Here is an 18549-nt window from a genome sequence, read left to right on the forward strand (position 1 = left end):
CATTTTACAGGGCGTCTGCAAGCTATGTTCTCATTCTGATCCAGTCAACCTGTTTTATTGGAACTGGATGCAGGATGAGTGGACAACGGAAAAAAGAACCCGCTTTGTTTAAAGCGGGCTTTAATCCAAGACGTTAGGTGACTGGCTCGGAGGTCATTTGAGCCGTTAAAACAACGTTCGAATGCGGGAAACGTTCCATTATTGGTAAAAACGCATGATTTGCCGTTATGCCGCAGGCTTGGTGAGCCGGGTCCTGCGACTAACGCCCGTGCGACTCAACTATCCGAAATTCCGAATGTTTTAATGATCCGTCAATCAATCGGTGACATCACTAATTTATAAAAGCGTGGTCAGTGTTTTCGGCTGCGTCTCTGGGTAATGGGCGTGTGGCGTATGGATTTGAAACGAGGGCTGAAACACCCGATCAACGGCGAGGCAATGAAACTGCGTGAAAGACGCGGGTCTATCGCGGCATTGTCATTCGTGGCAATTGCTGTTGCACTGGCCGGTTGCGCGTCTGGACCGCAACCGAAGTCGAAGACGAAGCGCTCGAAAGAATATTTCGCCGAGTCCAAATACGGCGTGAAGGCCAGTCCCCGCGTCGCCTTTTCCAAGGGAAAGCCCTTGCGGCGCGGTGGCGGCCGTGACCAGACTGGTCGGCCGTATAAGGTAAAGGGGCGTTGGTATTATCCCAAGGAAGACAAGAACTATGTCAAGGTTGGCCACGCTTCCTGGTATGGTGAAGCCTTCCACGGTCGTTTGACCGCGAATGGTGAAGTCTACGATATGACGCATCTGACTGCGGCGCATCCGACCATGCCGCTGCCAAGTTATGCGCGTGTGACGAATCTTGCCAATGGCAGTTCTGTGATTGTACGCGTCAACGATCGCGGTCCGTACGAACATGATCGGGTTATAGACCTTTCTCAGAAGGCCGCTGAAATGCTCGATTATAGGCATCACGGCACTGCCAATGTGAAGGTCGAGTATGTTGGACGCGCGCCTCTTGACGGCAATGACGATGCGTTTCTGATGGCTTCCTATCGTCCTGTCGGTGGCGATCCAATTGGTCAGCCTGCCACGGGCGTCATGATGGCAATGAATGGGCCAACGCCTACATCTCCGAAATCCCGCATCCCCATACCTGCAATGGAACCGAGGCCGGTGCCGGCATCCGCGCCTGAAAATTCACCCTTTGCCGTTAATCCGGCTTATAGCGATCCGTCTGGCGCGAATGTACCGCTATTGCCTGCGAATGTGCCGGTGCCCTCGCATCGTCCGGGGTCCAGTTTCGGCGTTGCCAATATTTCCGGCGTGAGCGGTTTGGCAGGTTATGCTTCAGACCGGCTTGCAATGACTGCTTCTACTGAAGAGCGCACCTACAGCGCCATCCTGACCAATGATGCCATTTCCAGCGCCTGGAAGCGCCGGAACGCCGAAGAACAGGGTGAGTATGTCGAACTCGGCACCTTCAAGACGCTCAATGAAGCGAAGATCCTTCAGAAATCATTGCCACGTACGGCCAGGTTCACGCTTACGAAAATCCCGACGAATACCGGCGAGTTTTACGAGCTGACGGCAGTGGCAGAGGAGGGCGGAAACGATGCTCTGCTGCGCGCGGCGTGGAAAATGGGCGCTGTAGATGCCTTCGTCGTTCGTCTGAATTGATCTTTCACGATAGGGTGATACCCGCGCCTGTATTGATTTTGGCCGGATTCGTTGCGTAAGCTCCACCATATTGCTCACCGGACGGGATTTGCATGGGGCTTGTTTCAAGAATTTTCGCGGTGACCCGAATCGCAACGGTCGGCTTTTTTCTGGCTTGTGCAATGCCGGCCGAAAGTCTTGCTGCGTCGGCGGAAACGGCTTTTGTGACAAAAGCTCCGCAGGTATTGCTGATCGATGATCGAAGCGGCACGGTACTGTTGTCCAAGAATGCCGATGTGCCAATTCCACCGGCCTCCCTCGCCAAGCTGATGACAGCCGAAGTGGTGTTCGAAGCTCTGGAAAAAGGGGCAACTACGCTCGAAACATCGTACACGGTAAGCGAATACGCCTGGAGGACGGGCGGCGCACCTTCCGGGACTTCGACGATGTTCGCTCGTATCAAGTCGGCGCCGACGGTTGCCGACCTCTTGCAGGGCATGATCGTTCAATCGGCAAACGATGGAGCCATCGTGCTCGCTGAAGGGCTGGCTGGCAGCGAACAGGCATTCGCAAAACGCATGAACGACCGGGCGCAGGTACTGGGGCTTTCCGGTTCCAGATTCGTGAATGCGACGGGTTTGCCTGCGGAAGGGCAAGCCGTTTCGCTTCGGGATTTGCTCAAGCTTGCAAGGCATATAAGAACCGCTCATCCTGAATATTACAGATATTATGCCCAGCCCGCTTTTACCTGGAACAATATCATGCAGCGTAACCGTAACCCCTTGCTGCGACTGGATATAGGGGCGGACGGTATGGGCACGGGATTTACCGAAGCGTCCGGTTTTGCGCTGGTAGGTTCGGCGGAACGAAACGGGCGCAGGCTTTATCTGGCAATGAGCGGCCTTGCCAGCATCAAGCAACGGGAAGAAGAGGCAAAGCGGCTTCTTCAATGGGGAATGACGGCCTTCAATGACGTGCAGCTTTTCCCCAAAGGCGAGATCGTGGGCGAAGCGCAGGTTTTTGGTGGCGCTCTTTCCCATGTTCCATTGATGGTGAAAGACAGCGTGGAACTGTTATTGCCGAAAAATGGCCCGGAGAAACTGAAAGCCCGTATCGTCTATGACGGACCACTTCATGCACCGACTGTCGATAATGTGAAAGTGGGTATGTTGCAGCTTGAGCTGAACGGCAGTGTTCTTCGTCAGGTTCCTGTTTTTACGGCTAAACCGGTGAAAAGAGGTAGCCTTTTTCAGCGTGCTCGAGGTAGCGCCATTGAACTTTCTACAGGCTGGCTGAGAAAGTACCTTTAGCGAAAATTCTAAAATTCGTTGAGTTGTTTCCGAGAAAGGTGATCGTGAAATCAAAGGCTCGACCTTGCCGTTGAAGGTCGATATTAACTTTGTGGAAGCCCTTCCGGGGGCATGAATCAAGCGTTCGGATGTCGGTGTGTCGGGATTGTTCATAACATTTGAAGGCGGTGAGGGAGCAGGCAAGTCGACACAGATCGCATTGCTCGCAAAACACTTGCGCGAAGACGGCTTCGATCCGCTCATCACGCGTGAACCGGGCGGTTCTCCCGGTGCAGAGGCCGTTCGGCACGTCATATTGAGCGGTAGTGCCGAGGAATATGGCCCCGCGATGGAAGCGCTCTTGTTCGCCGCCGCGCGGGCCGACCATGTCGATGAGCTTATTCGTCCGGCACTAAAGGAGGGCCGCATGGTTCTCTGCGACCGTTTCATCGATTCAAGTCGTGTCTATCAAGGTGTTACCGGCAATCTGGACAGTACGTACATGGCCGCCGTGGAGCGTATCGCAATTGATGGCGCTATGCCCGATATGACGATCATTCTGGATATTCCTGCGGAAAAAGGGCTGCTGCGCGCTGGAAAGCGGCGGGGCGGCGAAACTGCCGATCGGTTTGAGAAGGAAGACATCGCGGTTCACGAAGCACGGCGCCAGGCTTTCCTCGCTATAGCCGAAGCGGAACCCGAACGTTGCACAGTCATTGATGCCGATCGTTCGCAGAACGAAATCGCTGCTGAAATCGCGGACAAGGTCGACTTCGTCCTGAAGGAAAAGAGGGCACTATGATCGAAGAGCTCGATATTCCCAAAGCTCACGATTCCATAGAAGGGGTGCCAGAGCCGTCGGCAAGCGACTATCTGACAGGGCATGACCAGATCGCCGATTTTCTGGCCCAGGCTTATCGCGAAGGCCGAATGCATCATGCATTGCTTTTTGAGGGCGCTCAGGGGATTGGCAAGGCAACGCTCGCCTTTCATCTCGCCGGTCATATGCTTTCCCATGGCGACAGCAGCGAGGCGCCGCCACATATATCCGCCCCGGATTTTGCGAGGCCGCTCTGGCGACAGATCGCAGGCGGAATGCATCCCGCTGTATTGCATATCAATCGACCGTTCGATCAGAAGAGCGGTAAATTCAAAACGGGTATTCCTGTCGAGGAAATTCGTCGGGTTACGCATTTTCTGACACGAACGGCCTCGGACCATGCCTGGAGGATTGTGATTGTCGATCCTGCTGACGACATGAACCGCAGCGCGGCCAACGCGCTTTTGAAGACGCTGGAAGAGCCTCCAGCGCGGGCGCTCTTCATCCTCATTTCCCATTCGTCAGGACGTTTGCTGCCGACCATCCGGTCGCGCTGCCAGAGCATCGGTTTCAAACCGCTCGATGAGCGCTCGCTGAAAGAGGCATTGCTGCATATTGGTCCGAATGTGGGAATGGAAGCCAGCGCCATTACCGAAACGCTGCTCCGGCAATCGGAGGGAAGCGTGCGAAAAGCCCTTCTGCTCGTGGCGCATGGCGGTATCGAAATCTCCGGTACGGTCGATTCCATTCTTGAAGCGCAGAAATTCGACCTGCCGAAAGCGCAGGCACTTGGCGGCGTTTTGAGCGGGCGCGATTCGGAGGTGCAGTATGAATTGTTCCGCGATCATCTGATGGGGCGGATTGCGGCGGAAGCGCGTCGTCATGCGGAAGCCGGACAGTTGCGGGATGCGGACCGCTGGTCGAGGTTCTGGAGCGGTCTCATACGTGAAACCGTGGATGCCGAAACCTATAATCTCGACCGTCGGCAAGCCGTGGTGATCCTGTTGGAAAAAGCCCATCGTGCTTTTCGTACAGGCCAGCCTCCGCTTGCGTGACATGGCGGCTGACATGGGGTATGTCACCGCTGACGAATTTTCTCCCGCGTACGCTTCATATTGCCTTGGGCGCGCGCTTCCAAACATCGAAAGACCGGGTCCATAATGAGCCGCGAAAAATATTACATCACGACTGCGATTGCTTACCCGAATGGAAAGCCGCATATCGGTCACGCTTATGAACTTATCGCGACCGATGCCATGGCGCGCTTCCAGCGGCTGAACGGCAAGGATGTTTTCTTTCTGACGGGCACGGACGAACACGGCATCAAGATGCTGCAAAGCGCGCGCAAGGAAGGCATTACGCCGCGCGAGCTTGCGGATCGCAACACGGCGGCATTCCGTCATATGGCCGACGTGATGAATGCTTCCAATGACGATTACATTCGTACGTCTGAGGCGCGTCATTACAAGGCAAGTCAGGCGATCTGGAAGGCAATGGCGGATAACGGTGATATCTACAAGGGTGGATATGCCGGCTGGTATTCAGTGCGCGACGAAGCCTATTACGGCGAGGAAGAAACAGAGGTTCGTGAGGACGGGGTCCGTTACGGCCCACAAGGCACGCCGGTCGAATGGGTGGAAGAGGAAAGCTATTTCTTCCGTCTTTCGGCTTATCAGGACAAGCTGCTCGATCTTTATGAAAAGAATCCGGGCTTCATCATGCCTGCCGAGCGCCGCAACGAAATCGTGAGCTTCGTGAAGTCGGGCCTGAAAGACCTGTCGATTTCGCGCACCACGTTCGACTGGGGTATTCCGGTTCCGGGCGACGAAAAGCACGTCATGTATGTCTGGGTTGATGCGCTGACCAATTATATTACCGCGCTTGGCTATCCCGATACGACGTCGGACAAATGGGCCTACTGGCCAGCCGATGCACATATCATCGGCAAGGACATTTCGCGTTTCCATGCGGTCTATTGGCCAGCATTTCTGATGTCGGCTGGCATTCCACTGCCGAAGCGCGTTTTCGCGCATGGTTTCCTGTTCAACCGCGGCGAGAAAATGTCGAAGTCGGTCGGCAATGTCATCGATCCGTTCGATCTGGTTGAAAAATATGGGCTGGATCAACTGCGCTACTTCCTGATGCGCGAAGTGCCGTTCGGTCAGGACGGCAGCTACAGCCATGACGCTATCGTCAACCGTACCAATGCCGACCTTGCCAATGATCTCGGCAATCTGGCGCAGCGTTCGCTGTCGATGATCGCCAAGAATTGTGAAGGCAAGGTACCGGTTCCGCGCGAGTTTTCCGAAGCCGACAAGACCATTCTCGATCAGGCCGATGCGGCGCTGGAAACAGCGCGCAAGTCCATGGCCGATCAGGCGCTGCATCTGGCGCTGGGTGCGATCTTCGGCGTGGTCGCGGAAGCCAACCGCTATTTTGCGGGGCAGGAGCCTTGGGCTTTGCGCAAGACCGATCCGGCGCGTATGGGTACGGTGCTTTATGTGACGGCGGAAGTGATCCGTCGTGTTGGGATCATGGTGCAGCCGTTCATTCCGCAGTCGGCGGAGAAACTGCTCGATATTCTGGCTATCCCTGCCGATAAGCGCCAGTTCGCCGATGTGTTGGCAAGCCGTCTTGTTGGCGGCGCCGAATTGCCCGCGCCGCAGCCGGTCTTCCCGCGCTATGTGGAAACCGAAGAACAGAACTGAGTTTGACCATGCTTGTCGATACCCACTGCCATCTGGATTTTGCCGAATTCGAACCGGAGCGCGATGACGTCGTGCAGCGGGCGCTCGACGCTGGTATCAAGCGTATGGTGACGATTTCCACGCGGGTGCGTAAGTTCGACACCATTCTCGCCATCGCGGAAACCTACGATAACGTCTATTGCTCGGTCGGTACGCATCCCAACAATGCGCATGAGGAACTCGACGTCACTGCCGATGATCTCGTGCGGCTTGCTGAACATCCGAAAGTCGTGGCTCTTGGCGAGGCGGGACTGGATTATCATTATGACTATGCTCCGCCGGAGGCGCAGCGTCAGGGTTTTCTTACGCATATCGAGGCTGCGAGGCGCACGCAGTTGCCGCTGGTTATCCATGCCCGCAGCGCCGATGAAGACATGGCCGAAATTCTGGAGCAGGAAACGGCGAAAGGGGCTTTTCCTTTCATCCTGCATTGTTTCTCGTCTGGCCGCGCATTGGCGGAAAAGGGCGTTGAACTGGGTGGCTATATTTCCTTTTCCGGTATCCTGACCTTCAGGAACTCACCGGAAATCCGCGAAATCGCCACCATTGTCCCGCGTGATCGTCTTCTGGTGGAAACCGATGCGCCGTTCCTCGCGCCGCTGCCGCATCGTGGCAAACGCAACGAGCCGTCCTTTGTTCAGCATACTGCGGCCATGCTTGCCGATACGATTGGCGTGAGCAGCGACGAGATTGCCCGGATTACGAGCGACAACGCATTCCGGCTATTCTCCAAAATGTCGCGTCCGTCAGAGGAAGTTTAAGCGTGACTTCACCCCGCGATTGCTTGCGTTTCACGATTTTGGGCTGCGGTTCGTCGCCCGGTGTGCCGCGCATCAACGGCGATTGGGGCAATTGCGATCCGCTAAATCCGAAGAACCGGCGCACACGCACCTCACTTCTGGTCGAGCGTTTCGATGCTGGCGGCAGGCACACGACCGTCGTTATCGATACGGGGCCGGATTTCCGAACACAGATGATCAATGCCAACGTTCCATCGCTCGATGCGGCGGTTTATACGCACCCTCATGCCGATCATATTCACGGCATCGATGATCTGCGCACCTATGTGGTGGATAATCGGCGACTGATGGATGTTTATGCCAATCGCTTTACGCGCAACCGGCTTTATGACGCTTTCGGCTATTGTTTCGAAACGCCTCCGGGATCGAGCTATCCGCCAATCCTGAGTATGCATGATATTGAGGCTGAAACGCCGTTTTCGGTCGATGGGCCGGGCGGCGAAATCCATTTCGTGCCATTTTCACAAGTCCACGGCGATATCGAATCCTTTGGATTTCGTATTGGCAATGTCGCCTATTGCACCGATGTCAGCGCTTTCCCTGATCAAAGCCTGCAATATATTCGCGGCGCGGATGTACTGATTCTCGGAGCTTTGCAGCATCGTCTGCACCCAAGCCATTTTTCGCTACAGCAGGCGCTGGAATGGATTGAGCTGCTTCAGCCAAAACGCGCGATCCTGACCCATATGCATATTCCGCTCGATTACGAAACGGTCATGCGCGAAACGCCCGATCATGTCGAACCCGCTTATGACGGGTTGCGTTTTGAAGTACCGCTCTGAATTGAAAAAGCCCGGCACATGCCGGGCTTTTATTTCGGGAAAATCAGGCGCGAACCGGGAAAGGCATTACGTTATCAGCCTCGACGGGTTTTGCAGGCGTTTCCTCCAGCGCCAGACAGCCTGCGCGCAGCAGGTCGGAGAAGCGTCCGCCACGGGCGGCAAGCTCGGCGAAACTGCCGTGCTCGACCAGATGGCCCTTGTCCATGAACAGGACCTGATCGGCAGAGCGGACGGTTGAAAGCCGGTGTGCGATGATAAAGGTCGTGCGGTTCTCGCTCAGATCGTCTACGGCCTGCTTGACCTTTTCCTCCGTCTCGACGTCGAGTGCGCTGGTGGCTTCGTCAAGCACGAGGATGGGCGAGTCCTTCAAAATTGCGCGGGCAATCGCCAGACGCTGGCGTTCACCGCCGGACAATTGTGACCCGCGTTCACCGACAACAGTGTCGTAACCATTGGCCTTCGCGAGAATGAAGTCGTGCGCTGCAGCGGCTGTTGCCGCGGCGTGTATATCTTCATGCGATGCATCTTCGCGACCGATGCGGATATTTTCTTCCACGGATCGGTTGAAGAGGCCAGCATCCTGAAACACGGTCGCGATGGCATGACGCAGCGAACGACGGCTGACGGTACGCGTATCTGTGCCGTCGATGAGGATGCGGCCTGCCGCCGGATCGAAAACGCGCTGAAGCAGATTGATCAGCGTGGTCTTGCCCGCGCCGGTCGGGCCGACGATAGCAATTGTCTGACCGGGCTTCACTTCGAAGGAAACGTCATAGACGCCCTGACCCGAATTCGGGAATTCGAAGGTGACGTTGTCGAAGACAATACCGCCATTGACTTCCTTGAGATCGGTAACACCCTGTGGTTCCTGACGGTCGGCGGTGGCGTCTTCCATCTCAAAGAATTCTTCGAGTTTGGCGCGCGCCGTGACGGTCTGGTTGATGAAGGCGCTGATCTGATCGAGACGGCCGATCATCAGTTGTGCGAAACCGATGAAGGCAATCACGTCACCAACGCGCATCTGGCCTTTGGTCACGAAGTAAGCGCCAAGGACAAGAACGACGACCATCGAGAAGGTCGAGGCCATGCGGTTGAGGCCCGATGCCAGCGCCCACCAATTGAGAACCGGAAACTGTGCCGTTTCCAGATTTCTGGCATAATCGCGCAGCGACCGGGTCTCGGTTGCAATGCGGTTATAGCTCTGGACGACCGAAACGTTGCTGATCGTATCGCTGACATGCTCGAACAACTTGTGATGGTGCTTTTCGACAGCGGTCTGCCCGTCCTTGGTCTTGCGCATGACCAGTTGACCGATCATCACATAGATGACGCCAAGCACGATCAGTACCATTGACATGCGCAGGTCCATGTTCATTGCAACCGGTATAAGCGTGCCCAATGCCACAACCGTGGTCAGATGCTGGCGCATGAATTCCAGCCACAGGGTGAACAGCGAATCCGTTGCACGGATCAGCGTGTGCAATGCGTTGGAAGTGCCCCGTTTCTGATGCCAGGCGAGCGGCATCGTGATGATGCGCTCATAGGAGTCGATCATCACGCCAAGCCGACGCCGATGCGCAAGCCGGTCTGCTCCGCGTGCAACGAAAACTGCGGCGACGATATTGAAACCGCCAAGAACAGCCCACATCGCCAAAGGCGAGAAGATGTCACCTTTGTCGGAAATGGCCTGAATGACCCGACCGAACAGAATCGGTTCGGCAAGGGTGACCAGGGCGACCAGTACACTGGCAACACACATGGTGATCGTTGCGGCCTTCTCGACCGCAAGATACTGCATGGCGCGCCAGTAGATTTTGAGCAATGACACTTTCGCACTCCCGCTCGTTCTATTACACGGGACTAAATGGTATAGGCCCGATGTTCTATCAATAATCGATGGCGGCTAGAAGTGGCGATTGGGTGTCAAGATCGACCATAAATTAAAAACGCATGTAACCGAGTGTGAAGATTCAGACTGGAAATTGAATTCTCCGCGGGCGCCATATAGGTCAGGCCGGAACACCAGAAAAGCAGTTTTCGGGAATTCCCCTAGCAATCATCGGGACTCGCGTCTATTGACAGATTAAGAGCGCATCCCGAACAGCCAGCCGCTTTCGGATGAGGTGCGGCAGGCGCGTTGGTTCGTGCCGTGTTGAGAGATTTTGATCGGGTTTATTCATGGCAGGTGTAGAACAGAAGATTGTGGATGCAGGCGAGGCGGGTATGCGGCTCGATCGCTGGTTCAAGGTCCATTATCCCGGCCTTGGTTTCGGTCATCTGCAAAAGCTCCTGCGTTCGGGACAAATTCGCATCGACGGTTCGCGCGCTAAAGCTGATACGCGTATTCAATCCGGACAGACAGTCCGCATTCCGCCGCTTGGAGTCGATGAAAAAGCATCTGGACCCATGACGGCCAAAACCATCCGTAATCAGCAGGACGGCGACGTGCTTTCGCAGATGCTTCTCTACGAAGATCCGAAGGTGTTCGTTTTCAATAAACCGGCTGGTCTGGCGGTGCAGGGTGGCTCGGGCCTCGTGCGCCATATTGACGGAATGCTGGAAGCGTGGCGCAACAAGAAGGGCGAGAAGCCGCGCCTCGTGCACCGTATCGACCGCGATACGTCGGGCGTCCTTGTGGTGGCGCGCACACGCGGCGCGGCACAGGCGCTGACTGCCGCTTTTCGCGAACGCGATACCAAGAAGACCTATTGGGCATTGGTGAAAGGTGTCCCGCGCAAGCGCGAGGACAAGATTTCCACCTGGCTTGTCAAGGAACAGACGCCGGATGGCGACAAGATGCGTGTCTGCCAGCATGGCGAGCCGGATTCCGATCATGCCGTTTCCTATTACCGCATCATTGAAAAGGCCGGAAACAACCTGACCTGGCTGGAGATGGAACCCTATACAGGCCGCACACACCAGCTTCGTGTCCATGCCGCCTATATAGGTCATCCGATCATCGGCGATCCGAAATATTTCGAGGCCGATCAGAACTGGGAATTCCCCGGCGGCATTCAGAAGCGCCTGCATCTTCACGCACGGCGTATCCGTATTCCCAATCCATCGGGAGGCACGATCGATGTGACGGCGCCGCTGCCGCCTCATATGGTGCAGTCATGGAACCTTTTGGGTTTTGACGAGGAAAACGCGGAAGATTAAATAATGTCAGGCGAAGCGGGGGGGCCGTCTCAGGGACGGGTTTCGTTCGATGGGCTGGCCATCATGCTGGTCATGTTCATCATGTTTAGCTGGGGGCTGAACCAAGTTGCCATCAAGATCGGCAATCAGGGTTTCAATCCCATGCTCATGGCGGCGGGCCGTTCTGCCCTGGGAGGCCTGTGCGTCTTTCTCTGGTGCTGCTGGCGTCGTATTCCATTGTTTAGCCGTGATGGCACGCTCAAAGCAGGTATTGTTGCGGGGCTGTTGTTTGGAACGGAATTCGTTCTGATTTTCCTTGCGATGGAACTGACGAGTGCAGGACGCGTCACGCTCATGATGAATGTCATGCCATTCTGGGTGGCGATAGGCAGCCATTTTCTTCTGGGTGAACGGATGTCCGTCCGCGCATTCATTGGTATGTGTGTTGCATTTCTGGGCGTGTTCCTGGTCTTCTCCGATCACATAAGCCGACCGGGGCCTTATGCTCTCTATGGAGATTTGATCGCGCTGGTGTCCGGTGTTCTGTGGGGACTGACCACCTTGGTCATCAAGCGGAGCAAACTCGCAAATACCGCTCCGGAAAAGACGCTTCTCTATCAGTTGGTAGTTGCGGCTCTCGTACCGCTTCCGTTCGTTTCGTTGAGCGGCCCCTTGCTGCGTAATCCTGATGCGCTTTCCGTTGCGGCCTTCCTTTTTCAGGCCATGTTCGTGGTGGCTTTTACTTACCCGTTGTGGTTCTGGATGATGCGCCGATATCCCGCATCCAAACTGTCGAATTTTGCCTTTCTCACCCCGGCATTCGGCGTGCTATTGAGCGGTGCCATTCTGAACGAGCCTTTGAGCTGGAAAATATTCGCGGCTCTCGCATTGATCGGTTGCGGGCTCATGATTATCAATAAACCGGCAAAGGTCTCCAACGCCCGATGAAACTGGTACTTTTCGACTGTGACGGAACGCTGGTCGACAGCGGCGATTTCATTCATCGGTGCATGGCGACGAGTTTTGCCGATGCCGGTCTGGAGCCTCCAGCAATCGAGAATACCCATTCTATTATCGGCCTCTCGCTTCCGTTGGCGATAGCGAAGCTGCTGAAGCGCGAACCGGACGACGAAGTGCATTGGCTGACGCAGCGTTACAAGGAAAATTTCGTGACTTTGCGGCAGGCCCCCGATTTCAAGGAACCTCTCTATGACGGGATTTTGCCGCTATTGACCGAACTGGGGGCGAGAGACGATCTTCTCCTCGGTATCGTGACCGGAAAGTCGCAGCGCGGCGTCCGTTCGGTTTTCGAACGACATGGCATAGGTCATCATTTCATGGTAACGCGCACGGCTGACGACTGCCCATCCAAGCCGCATCCCGCCATGGTGCTTGAATCCTGCGCCGAAACGGGAATAGATGCGAATCGCACGATCGTTATCGGCGATGCGGTTTATGATATGCAGATGGCGCGCTATGCTGGCGCTATGGCCGCAGGTGTGTCATGGGGCTATCATGACAGGCAGGGTCTGATAGAAGCCGGTGCCCATCATATTCTGGAAGCTCCGTCCGAACTCCATGCCTTGCTGCATGAAATGGGCGGATAAGCTGAAAGAAATTGTTCGGGTGAAGTCCTGAAACGGCATGGCGGCGGAGTTTTGAGAATTCAACCAGATGGAGCTGTCGCCCGAAATGTCGGTGACATAGAACCGGAAAAAACATGCGTGACATTTTAAGTGATCTCGAGGCAGGAAAGCAGCTTTCCGACGAAAACCCGATTGTGCGAGCGCAAAAGCAGATGTTGGCGCAATTGCCCAAGCGCTTTTACGAAAAAGCCGAAGTGGTGGAAGTCGAGGGCGGATTCGCTGTCCACCTGGACGGACGCCCGGTAAAGACACCGGCGCGTAATCTTCTGCGCCTCCCGACATCAGCCGCTGCTCAAATGATTGCGGACGAATTTGCCGCTCAGGAAAAGGTCATCGATCCGGCGAAAATGCCGGCCACACGCCTTGTGAATACTGCACTTGATGGAATCGCCCAGGACCCTCAAGCGGTATATGAGGACATTCTGCGTTTTTCCGGCACTGACATGCTTTGCTATCGAGCCGATAGCCCACAGGAACTCGTTTCGCGCCAAACCCGGCAATGGGATCCGTTGATCGACTGGCTGGAGGGGATGGGGGCTCGCTTCTCGCTCGCGGAGGGCGTGATGCATGTCGAACAGCCGCGGGAAGCGATTGCCGCTTTTGGCGTTCTTCTGGCTGCATTCAAAGACCCGATCGCACTGGCCGCATTGCATACGATGACCACGCTTACCGGGTCTGCCATCATTGCGCTTGCCATCGCAAAGGGTGAGGTGACAGCGGAACATGGCTGGATCATTGCGCATGTCGATGAGGACTGGACAATAGAACATTGGGGATCGGATGCGGAAGCCATGGCACGACGCACGATCCGTGAGGCCGAAATGACCGTTGCCGCCAGAATGCTGCAAGCCATTCAGTAGCTTCATCTTCGCTTGAAGAACGTATCATATGATACTGATATAATGAAGAAACCCCGGAAATGCCGGGGTTTCTTTTTGCACGCAATCATCAGGTGTTGCGCGTCGTTCCCCTCGGTAACTGAAATCAGTTGCTAGGATAGCGCGGACATCTGAATGTCCGCGCCTGTTGCTTAAACCGAGTAGTACATGTCGTATTCGACCGGGTGTGGCGTCGTTTCATAACGCATCACTTCGGCCATCTTGAGCTCGATGAAGGAATCGATCTGGTCATCATCGAACACACCGCCGGCCTTCAGGAACTCGCGATCCTTGTCGAGAGACTGGAGCGCTTCGCGAAGCGAGCCGCAGACGGTCGGAATCTTCTTCAGTTCCTTGGCAGGGAGATCGTAAAGATCCTTGTCCATCGCCTGACCGGGATGGATTTTGTTCTTGATGCCGTCGAGGCCAGCCATCAGAAGGGCCGCAAAGCAGAGATACGGATTTGCTGCCGGGTCCGGGAAGCGGACTTCAAGACGCTTCGACTTCGGCGAGGAGCCGAATGGAATACGGCACGAGGCCGAACGGTTGCGGGCCGAGTAAGCCAGAAGAACCGGTGCTTCGTAGCCGGGGACAAGGCGCTTGTACGAGTTGGTCGATGGGTTGGTGAAGGCATTCACAGCCTTGGCGTGCTTGATGACACCGCCAATGAAGTAAAGGCAGTTTTCGGACAGGCCGGCATATTCGTTGCCTGCGAAGGTCGGCTTGCCGTCTTTCCAGATCGAGAAGTGAACGTGCATACCCGAGCCGTTATCGCCAAAGACGGGCTTGGGCATGAAGGTTGCCGTCTTGCCGTAGGCATTGGCGACCTGATGCACGACGTACTTGTAAATCTGCATCTTGTCGGCATTACGGACCAACGTATCGAACTTCACGCCGAGCTCGTGCTGGGCGGAAGCGACTTCGTGGTGGTGTTTCTCAACCGTTACACCCATCTCGGTGAGGACGGTCAGCATTTCGGAGCGCATGTCCTGAGCGCTGTCGACCGGAGGAACGGGGAAGTAGCCGCCTTTGACACGCGGACGGTGTCCGAGATTGCCTGTTTCGTAGTCGGTGTCGTCGTTTGACGGGAGTTCGGTCGAGTCGAGCTTAAAGCCGGTATTGTAAGGGTCAGCCTTGTATTTCACATCGTCGAAGACGAAGAACTCGGCTTCCGGGCCAACATAAACGGTGTCGCCGATGCCGAGCGATTTCATGTAGGCTTCGGCCCGCTTGGCGGTCGTGCGTGGGTCACGGCCATAGGCTTCACCCGAAATCGGGTCGAGAATGTCGCAGAAGATGACAAGCGTGGATTGCGCGAAGAACGGGTCGATATGAGCGGTCGTGGGATCCGGCATCAGAACCATGTCGGACTCGTTGATGGCCTTCCAGCCGGCGATCGAAGAACCGTCGAACATCACACCGTCAACGAACATGTCTTCGTCCACGAGGCCGATATCCATCGTAACGTGCTGTAGCTTGCCCTTCGGATCGGTAAAGCGAAGGTCGACAAACTTGATGTCGTTGTCTTTGATCAGTTTGAGAATATCGTTGGCAGTCGTCATTTTAATTCCCTGTTTGCACGACGATGGGTTGTATGCAGGTCGTATCAGATTGCATCCACGCCGGATTCACCGGTACGGATACGGATAACTTCTTCAATGTTGGAGACGAAAATCTTGCCATCGCCGATGCGCCCCGTCTGGGCGGCCTTGCGGATGGCTTCAATGGCACTGTCCATGGTTTCATCCGCGACGATGACTTCAACCTTCACCTTGGGGAGAAAGTCGACGACATATTCGGCGCCGCGATAAAGCTCGGTATGTCCTTTTTGCCGTCCGAAGCCCTTGGCTTCGATGACGGTGATTCCCTGCAAGCCGACTTCCTGAAGGGCTTCCTTCACTTCATCCAGCTTGAAAGGCTTAATGATGGCTTCGATCTTTTTCATCAGAGAATTGTCTCCGCTCTTCTTCGGAAATGGACATCGTGCCCGTTTCACCAATAGAGAAGCATAAAGTGTGCCAGTTTGATTTCGATACGATATTTTTCCGATTTCAGTTTTCAGCGGCCAGAGTGGCACTATTAGCGGTATTTATGCAAGCCGGACTCTGCTCCCGACGCATTACGGGTTTTATTTCCTGAATATTGCTGGCTAAAGAATAACCAATATGCCTAAAAATCGAGCAGGCTTGCATAAGGCACCACGCCGTCTATTTAATCACTTGGCCTTCCGACATTGGAAAAGATACGCGATGTACGAACTGCTGACCCCGCATGAAATGGCACAAGCCGACAGCCGGACGATAGAGAGCGGTATCAAGGACGGGTTTTCGTTGATGCTGGCCGCTGGATATGTCGTTGCCGAGGTCGCGCAACGCATGTTTCCGCGCAACGCGCCCATCGCGGTTCTCTGCGGTCCTGGTAATAATGGCGGTGATGGCTATGTCGCGGCGCAGTTTCTGCTGAAAGCCGGGCTGGAGGTCATGTGCTTCGTGTCGGCTCCGCCCAGACGCGGTTCTGACGCGATGCTTGCGTCTCTTTTCTATAAGGGGCCGGTCACGAACCTGGCTGAGTTTTCGGTGGCGAGTTTCGGTGGTGTGATCGATGCGCTGTTCGGTGCGGGACTATCGCGCGAAATTCATGGGGCAGAGGCTGTGGCGATCGACGCCGTAAACGCTTCGGGTGTACCGGTGGTGGCTGTTGATCTGCCGAGTGGCATATCGGGCGAAAGCGGGGCCATACTGGGTACCGCGATCAGCGCGCGTGCCACGGTTACGTTTTTTCGCAAGAAGCCCGGTCATCTGTTGCAGCCGGGAAGGGCGCATTGCGGTGTTCTGCACGTTGCGGATATCGGTATTCCCGATCATGTATTGGCGACGATTGGCTTTCGTGCATTCGAGAATGCGCCGGACCTCTGGCTGAGCAGTCTGCCGGCCCTTGGCGTGGAAGCGCATAAATATAGTCGCGGACATGCGGTGGTCTTTTCAGGTGGGGTGCACGCGACCGGCGCGGCACGCCTGTCAGCGCTGGCCGCCGCTCGTAGCGGGGCAGGCGCGGTGACGCTTCTGTCGCCGCCGGACGCCATGGCGGTAAATGCCGCGCATCTGACCAGCATCATGGTTCGTGAAACACGAAGTTTGAAGGATGTCAGGCAGTTCGTCAGTGATCGCAAGGTTGCGGCTGCGGTTCTGGGGCCCGGCTATGGTAATCCCGCATTTGCGCGAGAACATGCATTGCACCTCGCAAGTGGCGGTGTTGAAGGGCTTCATGGTCTGGTTCTGGATGCTGACGGGATTACAGCGTTCGAGCACGATCCAATGCAGCTTTTTGACGCGCGGCGCGAAACCGACGTAGCTCTCGTGTTAACCCCGCATGAAGGAGAATTCCGGCGGCTATTTCCCGATATTGCATCGCGAGAACTCTCCAAGCTTGAAAAGGCACGGGAAGCCGCCGGACGTGCCAATGCGGTCGTTATATATAAAGGACCTGATACCGTGATTGCCGAACCTGGCGGATTGGCGGTGATCAATGCCAACGGTACGCCTTTGCTGGCGACTGCGGGTTCGGGCGATGTGCTCGCCGGTATCGTATGCGGGTTGCTTGCCCAACGCATGCCTGCTTTTGCTGCGGCCTGTGCGGCCGTATGGACACACGCCGATGCCGCGAGGCGCTTCGGTCATGGGCTTATTGCCGACGATCTGCCTCTCCAGCTTCCTGTGGTTTGGTCGGCGCTGGCGCAGCTCAAAAAAGGTTAGCGACCCGAAATCCGGCTGTTTCCGGTTCCGACGTCGATAGTAATGTCACCGGAAACTGACACGTCCGTATTGCCGATGCGGAAATTTTTCCATGTCTCGACCGGTGGCTGATCTGGTTCGGGAGCGGGCGGCGGCGCGGATATGATCGGCTTTGGTAGTTGGACACCAGGCAGCCCCGGCGAGCGGTCGTTTGCGAGAGCAAGAACTGTTGGAAAGATAGCTGAAAAAGCAACGCTAAACATAAGAAAACGTGGCATAATCATCTATCTTCTCTTCGTCTATACGGGGTCGGCGACCGCATCGATGAGCTGTTCGGCCATTTCGAGTGTGAACTCATCATAATGCGAAATAACACGGCTTGGATCGTAATGCTGCACGGGCAGATCGGTATAGCCGAAATCGACGGCGACCACTGGAATGCCGGCTGCTTTCGCCGTATCGATATCGGTACGGCTGTCTCCGACCATGAGCGCCCGGTCGCGATGGCCGCCAGCGCGGGCAATGGTTTCGGTCAGGTGGCGTGGATCGGGCTTGCGATAGGGAAAGGTATCCGCACCGCAAATGGCGGCAAAGCGCCTTGCTTCACCCATTGCGGTCAAAAGATTGACCGAAAGGGTTTCGAACTTGTTTGTGCACACGGCCAGTTCGTAGCCACGTGCTGAAAAGCGGTCCATTGCGGCCAGAACACCCGGATAGAACGTCGAATTTCCCGGCATATGGGCGGCGTAATGTTCGCGGAACTCTTCCACCAGACGATCAAGCTGGGCTTCTTCGACCTGCTTTTGCTGTGCGGCAAAAGCGCGTTCGATCATGACCCGGCCTCCTTGGCCGACAAATTTCCGCAACGATTCACGATCAGCGGTCTTGAGACCGGATATGGCTAGACAGTGATTGAGGCTGTCGAGAAGGTCCGGCGCCGTGTCAACGAGCGTGCCGTCGAGATCAAAGACAATGATGGACCTTGGAGCAGACATGGGCTTCTCATATTCGAAATGGATGTCACGCATTCCTATCCGATTGTTTCCGTCGGCTCAACCTTGCGATCAAACT

At 55.6% G+C, this 18549-nt stretch carries 17 protein-coding genes; 12 read left to right on the forward strand and 5 right to left on the reverse strand.

Annotated features, from left to right (window positions below; genetic code table 11):
* Window positions 1-393 precede the first annotated feature (393 nt).
* The 7 genes from FHS76_RS08375 (at window position 394) to FHS76_RS08405 (ending at window position 8085) form a co-directional block, all read left to right on the forward strand.
* Entirely contained in the window at window positions 394-1668 is a 1275-nt protein-coding gene (locus tag FHS76_RS08375; RefSeq protein ID WP_183650660.1) for a septal ring lytic transglycosylase RlpA family protein, read from the forward strand.
* 92 nt (window positions 1669-1760) lie between these two features.
* Window positions 1761-2957 (forward strand): D-alanyl-D-alanine carboxypeptidase family protein, encoded by a 1197-nt coding sequence (locus FHS76_RS08380; protein ID WP_183650662.1) that lies wholly within the window; start codon window positions 1761-1763, stop codon window positions 2955-2957.
* A gap of 136 nt (window positions 2958-3093) precedes the next feature.
* Window positions 3094-3738, forward strand: coding sequence for a dTMP kinase (gene tmk / locus FHS76_RS08385; RefSeq protein WP_183650665.1), 645 nt, complete (start codon window positions 3094-3096; stop codon window positions 3736-3738).
* Window positions 3735-4811, forward strand: a complete 1077-nt coding sequence (locus FHS76_RS08390) for a DNA polymerase III subunit delta' (RefSeq protein ID WP_183650668.1) — start codon at window positions 3735-3737, stop codon at window positions 4809-4811. The genes tmk and FHS76_RS08390 overlap by 4 nt, the downstream gene beginning before the upstream one ends.
* Window positions 4812-4916: 105 nt before the next feature.
* Window positions 4917-6464, forward strand: a complete 1548-nt coding sequence (metG, locus tag FHS76_RS08395; protein WP_183650671.1) for a methionine--tRNA ligase — start codon at window positions 4917-4919, stop codon at window positions 6462-6464.
* Between the two features lie 8 nt (window positions 6465-6472).
* Window positions 6473-7264 carry a TatD family hydrolase gene (locus tag FHS76_RS08400; protein WP_183650673.1) on the forward strand — a complete coding sequence of 264 codons (792 nt, stop codon included), beginning with the start codon at window positions 6473-6475 and terminating at the stop codon, window positions 7262-7264.
* A 2-nt stretch (window positions 7265-7266) separates the two neighbouring features.
* Window positions 7267-8085: an MBL fold metallo-hydrolase gene (locus tag FHS76_RS08405; RefSeq protein WP_183650676.1), complete on the forward strand. Its 819-nt coding sequence runs from the start codon at window positions 7267-7269 to the stop codon at window positions 8083-8085.
* 43 nt (window positions 8086-8128) lie between these two features.
* On the opposite strand, the gene FHS76_RS08410 is transcribed toward FHS76_RS08405, so the two are convergent.
* Entirely contained in the window at window positions 8129-9913 is a 1785-nt protein-coding gene (locus FHS76_RS08410; RefSeq protein ID WP_183650678.1) for a glucan ABC transporter ATP-binding protein/ permease, read from the reverse strand.
* A 350-nt stretch (window positions 9914-10263) separates the two neighbouring features.
* Between FHS76_RS08410 and FHS76_RS08415 the strand changes: the two genes are divergently transcribed.
* The 4 genes from FHS76_RS08415 (at window position 10264) to FHS76_RS08430 (ending at window position 13729) form a co-directional block, all read left to right on the forward strand.
* The gene (locus tag FHS76_RS08415; RefSeq protein ID WP_183650681.1) at window positions 10264-11244 is read left to right on the forward strand and encodes an RluA family pseudouridine synthase; all 981 of its coding nucleotides are present in this window, start codon (window positions 10264-10266) and stop codon (window positions 11242-11244) included.
* 3 nt (window positions 11245-11247) lie between these two features.
* Window positions 11248-12171, forward strand: coding sequence for a DMT family transporter (locus FHS76_RS08420; protein WP_183650684.1), 924 nt, complete (start codon window positions 11248-11250; stop codon window positions 12169-12171).
* Window positions 12168-12830 carry an HAD-IA family hydrolase gene (locus tag FHS76_RS08425; RefSeq protein WP_183650687.1) on the forward strand — a complete coding sequence of 221 codons (663 nt, stop codon included), beginning with the start codon at window positions 12168-12170 and terminating at the stop codon, window positions 12828-12830. The genes FHS76_RS08420 and FHS76_RS08425 overlap by 4 nt, the downstream gene beginning before the upstream one ends.
* Window positions 12831-12943: 113 nt before the next feature.
* Window positions 12944-13729, forward strand: a complete 786-nt coding sequence (locus tag FHS76_RS08430; protein WP_183650689.1) for an ATP12 family chaperone protein — start codon at window positions 12944-12946, stop codon at window positions 13727-13729.
* A 170-nt stretch (window positions 13730-13899) separates the two neighbouring features.
* Here the strand turns inward: FHS76_RS08430 and glnA are convergent, their stop codons facing one another.
* Together glnA and FHS76_RS08440 are read right to left on the reverse strand one after the other, a co-directional pair.
* The gene (glnA, locus tag FHS76_RS08435) at window positions 13900-15309 is read right to left on the reverse strand and encodes a type I glutamate--ammonia ligase (RefSeq protein WP_183650691.1); all 1410 of its coding nucleotides are present in this window, start codon (window positions 15307-15309) and stop codon (window positions 13900-13902) included.
* Between the two features lie 44 nt (window positions 15310-15353).
* The gene (locus FHS76_RS08440; protein ID WP_183650693.1) at window positions 15354-15692 is read right to left on the reverse strand and encodes a P-II family nitrogen regulator; all 339 of its coding nucleotides are present in this window, start codon (window positions 15690-15692) and stop codon (window positions 15354-15356) included.
* 304 nt (window positions 15693-15996) lie between these two features.
* Here FHS76_RS08440 and FHS76_RS08445 point away from each other — a divergent pair, with 304 nt between their 5' ends.
* Window positions 15997-17499 (forward strand): NAD(P)H-hydrate dehydratase, encoded by a 1503-nt coding sequence (locus tag FHS76_RS08445; RefSeq protein ID WP_183650695.1) that lies wholly within the window; start codon window positions 15997-15999, stop codon window positions 17497-17499.
* Here the strand turns inward: FHS76_RS08445 and FHS76_RS08450 are convergent.
* The gene (locus FHS76_RS08450) at window positions 17496-17762 is read right to left on the reverse strand and encodes a hypothetical protein (protein WP_183650697.1); all 267 of its coding nucleotides are present in this window, start codon (window positions 17760-17762) and stop codon (window positions 17496-17498) included. The two genes, FHS76_RS08445 and FHS76_RS08450, sit on opposite strands and share 4 nt — an antisense overlap.
* A gap of 15 nt (window positions 17763-17777) precedes the next feature.
* Window positions 17778-18473 (reverse strand): HAD family hydrolase, encoded by a 696-nt coding sequence (locus FHS76_RS08455; RefSeq protein ID WP_183650699.1) that lies wholly within the window; start codon window positions 18471-18473, stop codon window positions 17778-17780.
* Window positions 18474-18549 lie beyond the last annotated feature (76 nt).

The organism is Brucella daejeonensis (assembly GCF_014199265.1).
Lineage (GTDB): Bacteria > Pseudomonadota > Alphaproteobacteria > Rhizobiales > Rhizobiaceae > Brucella > Brucella daejeonensis.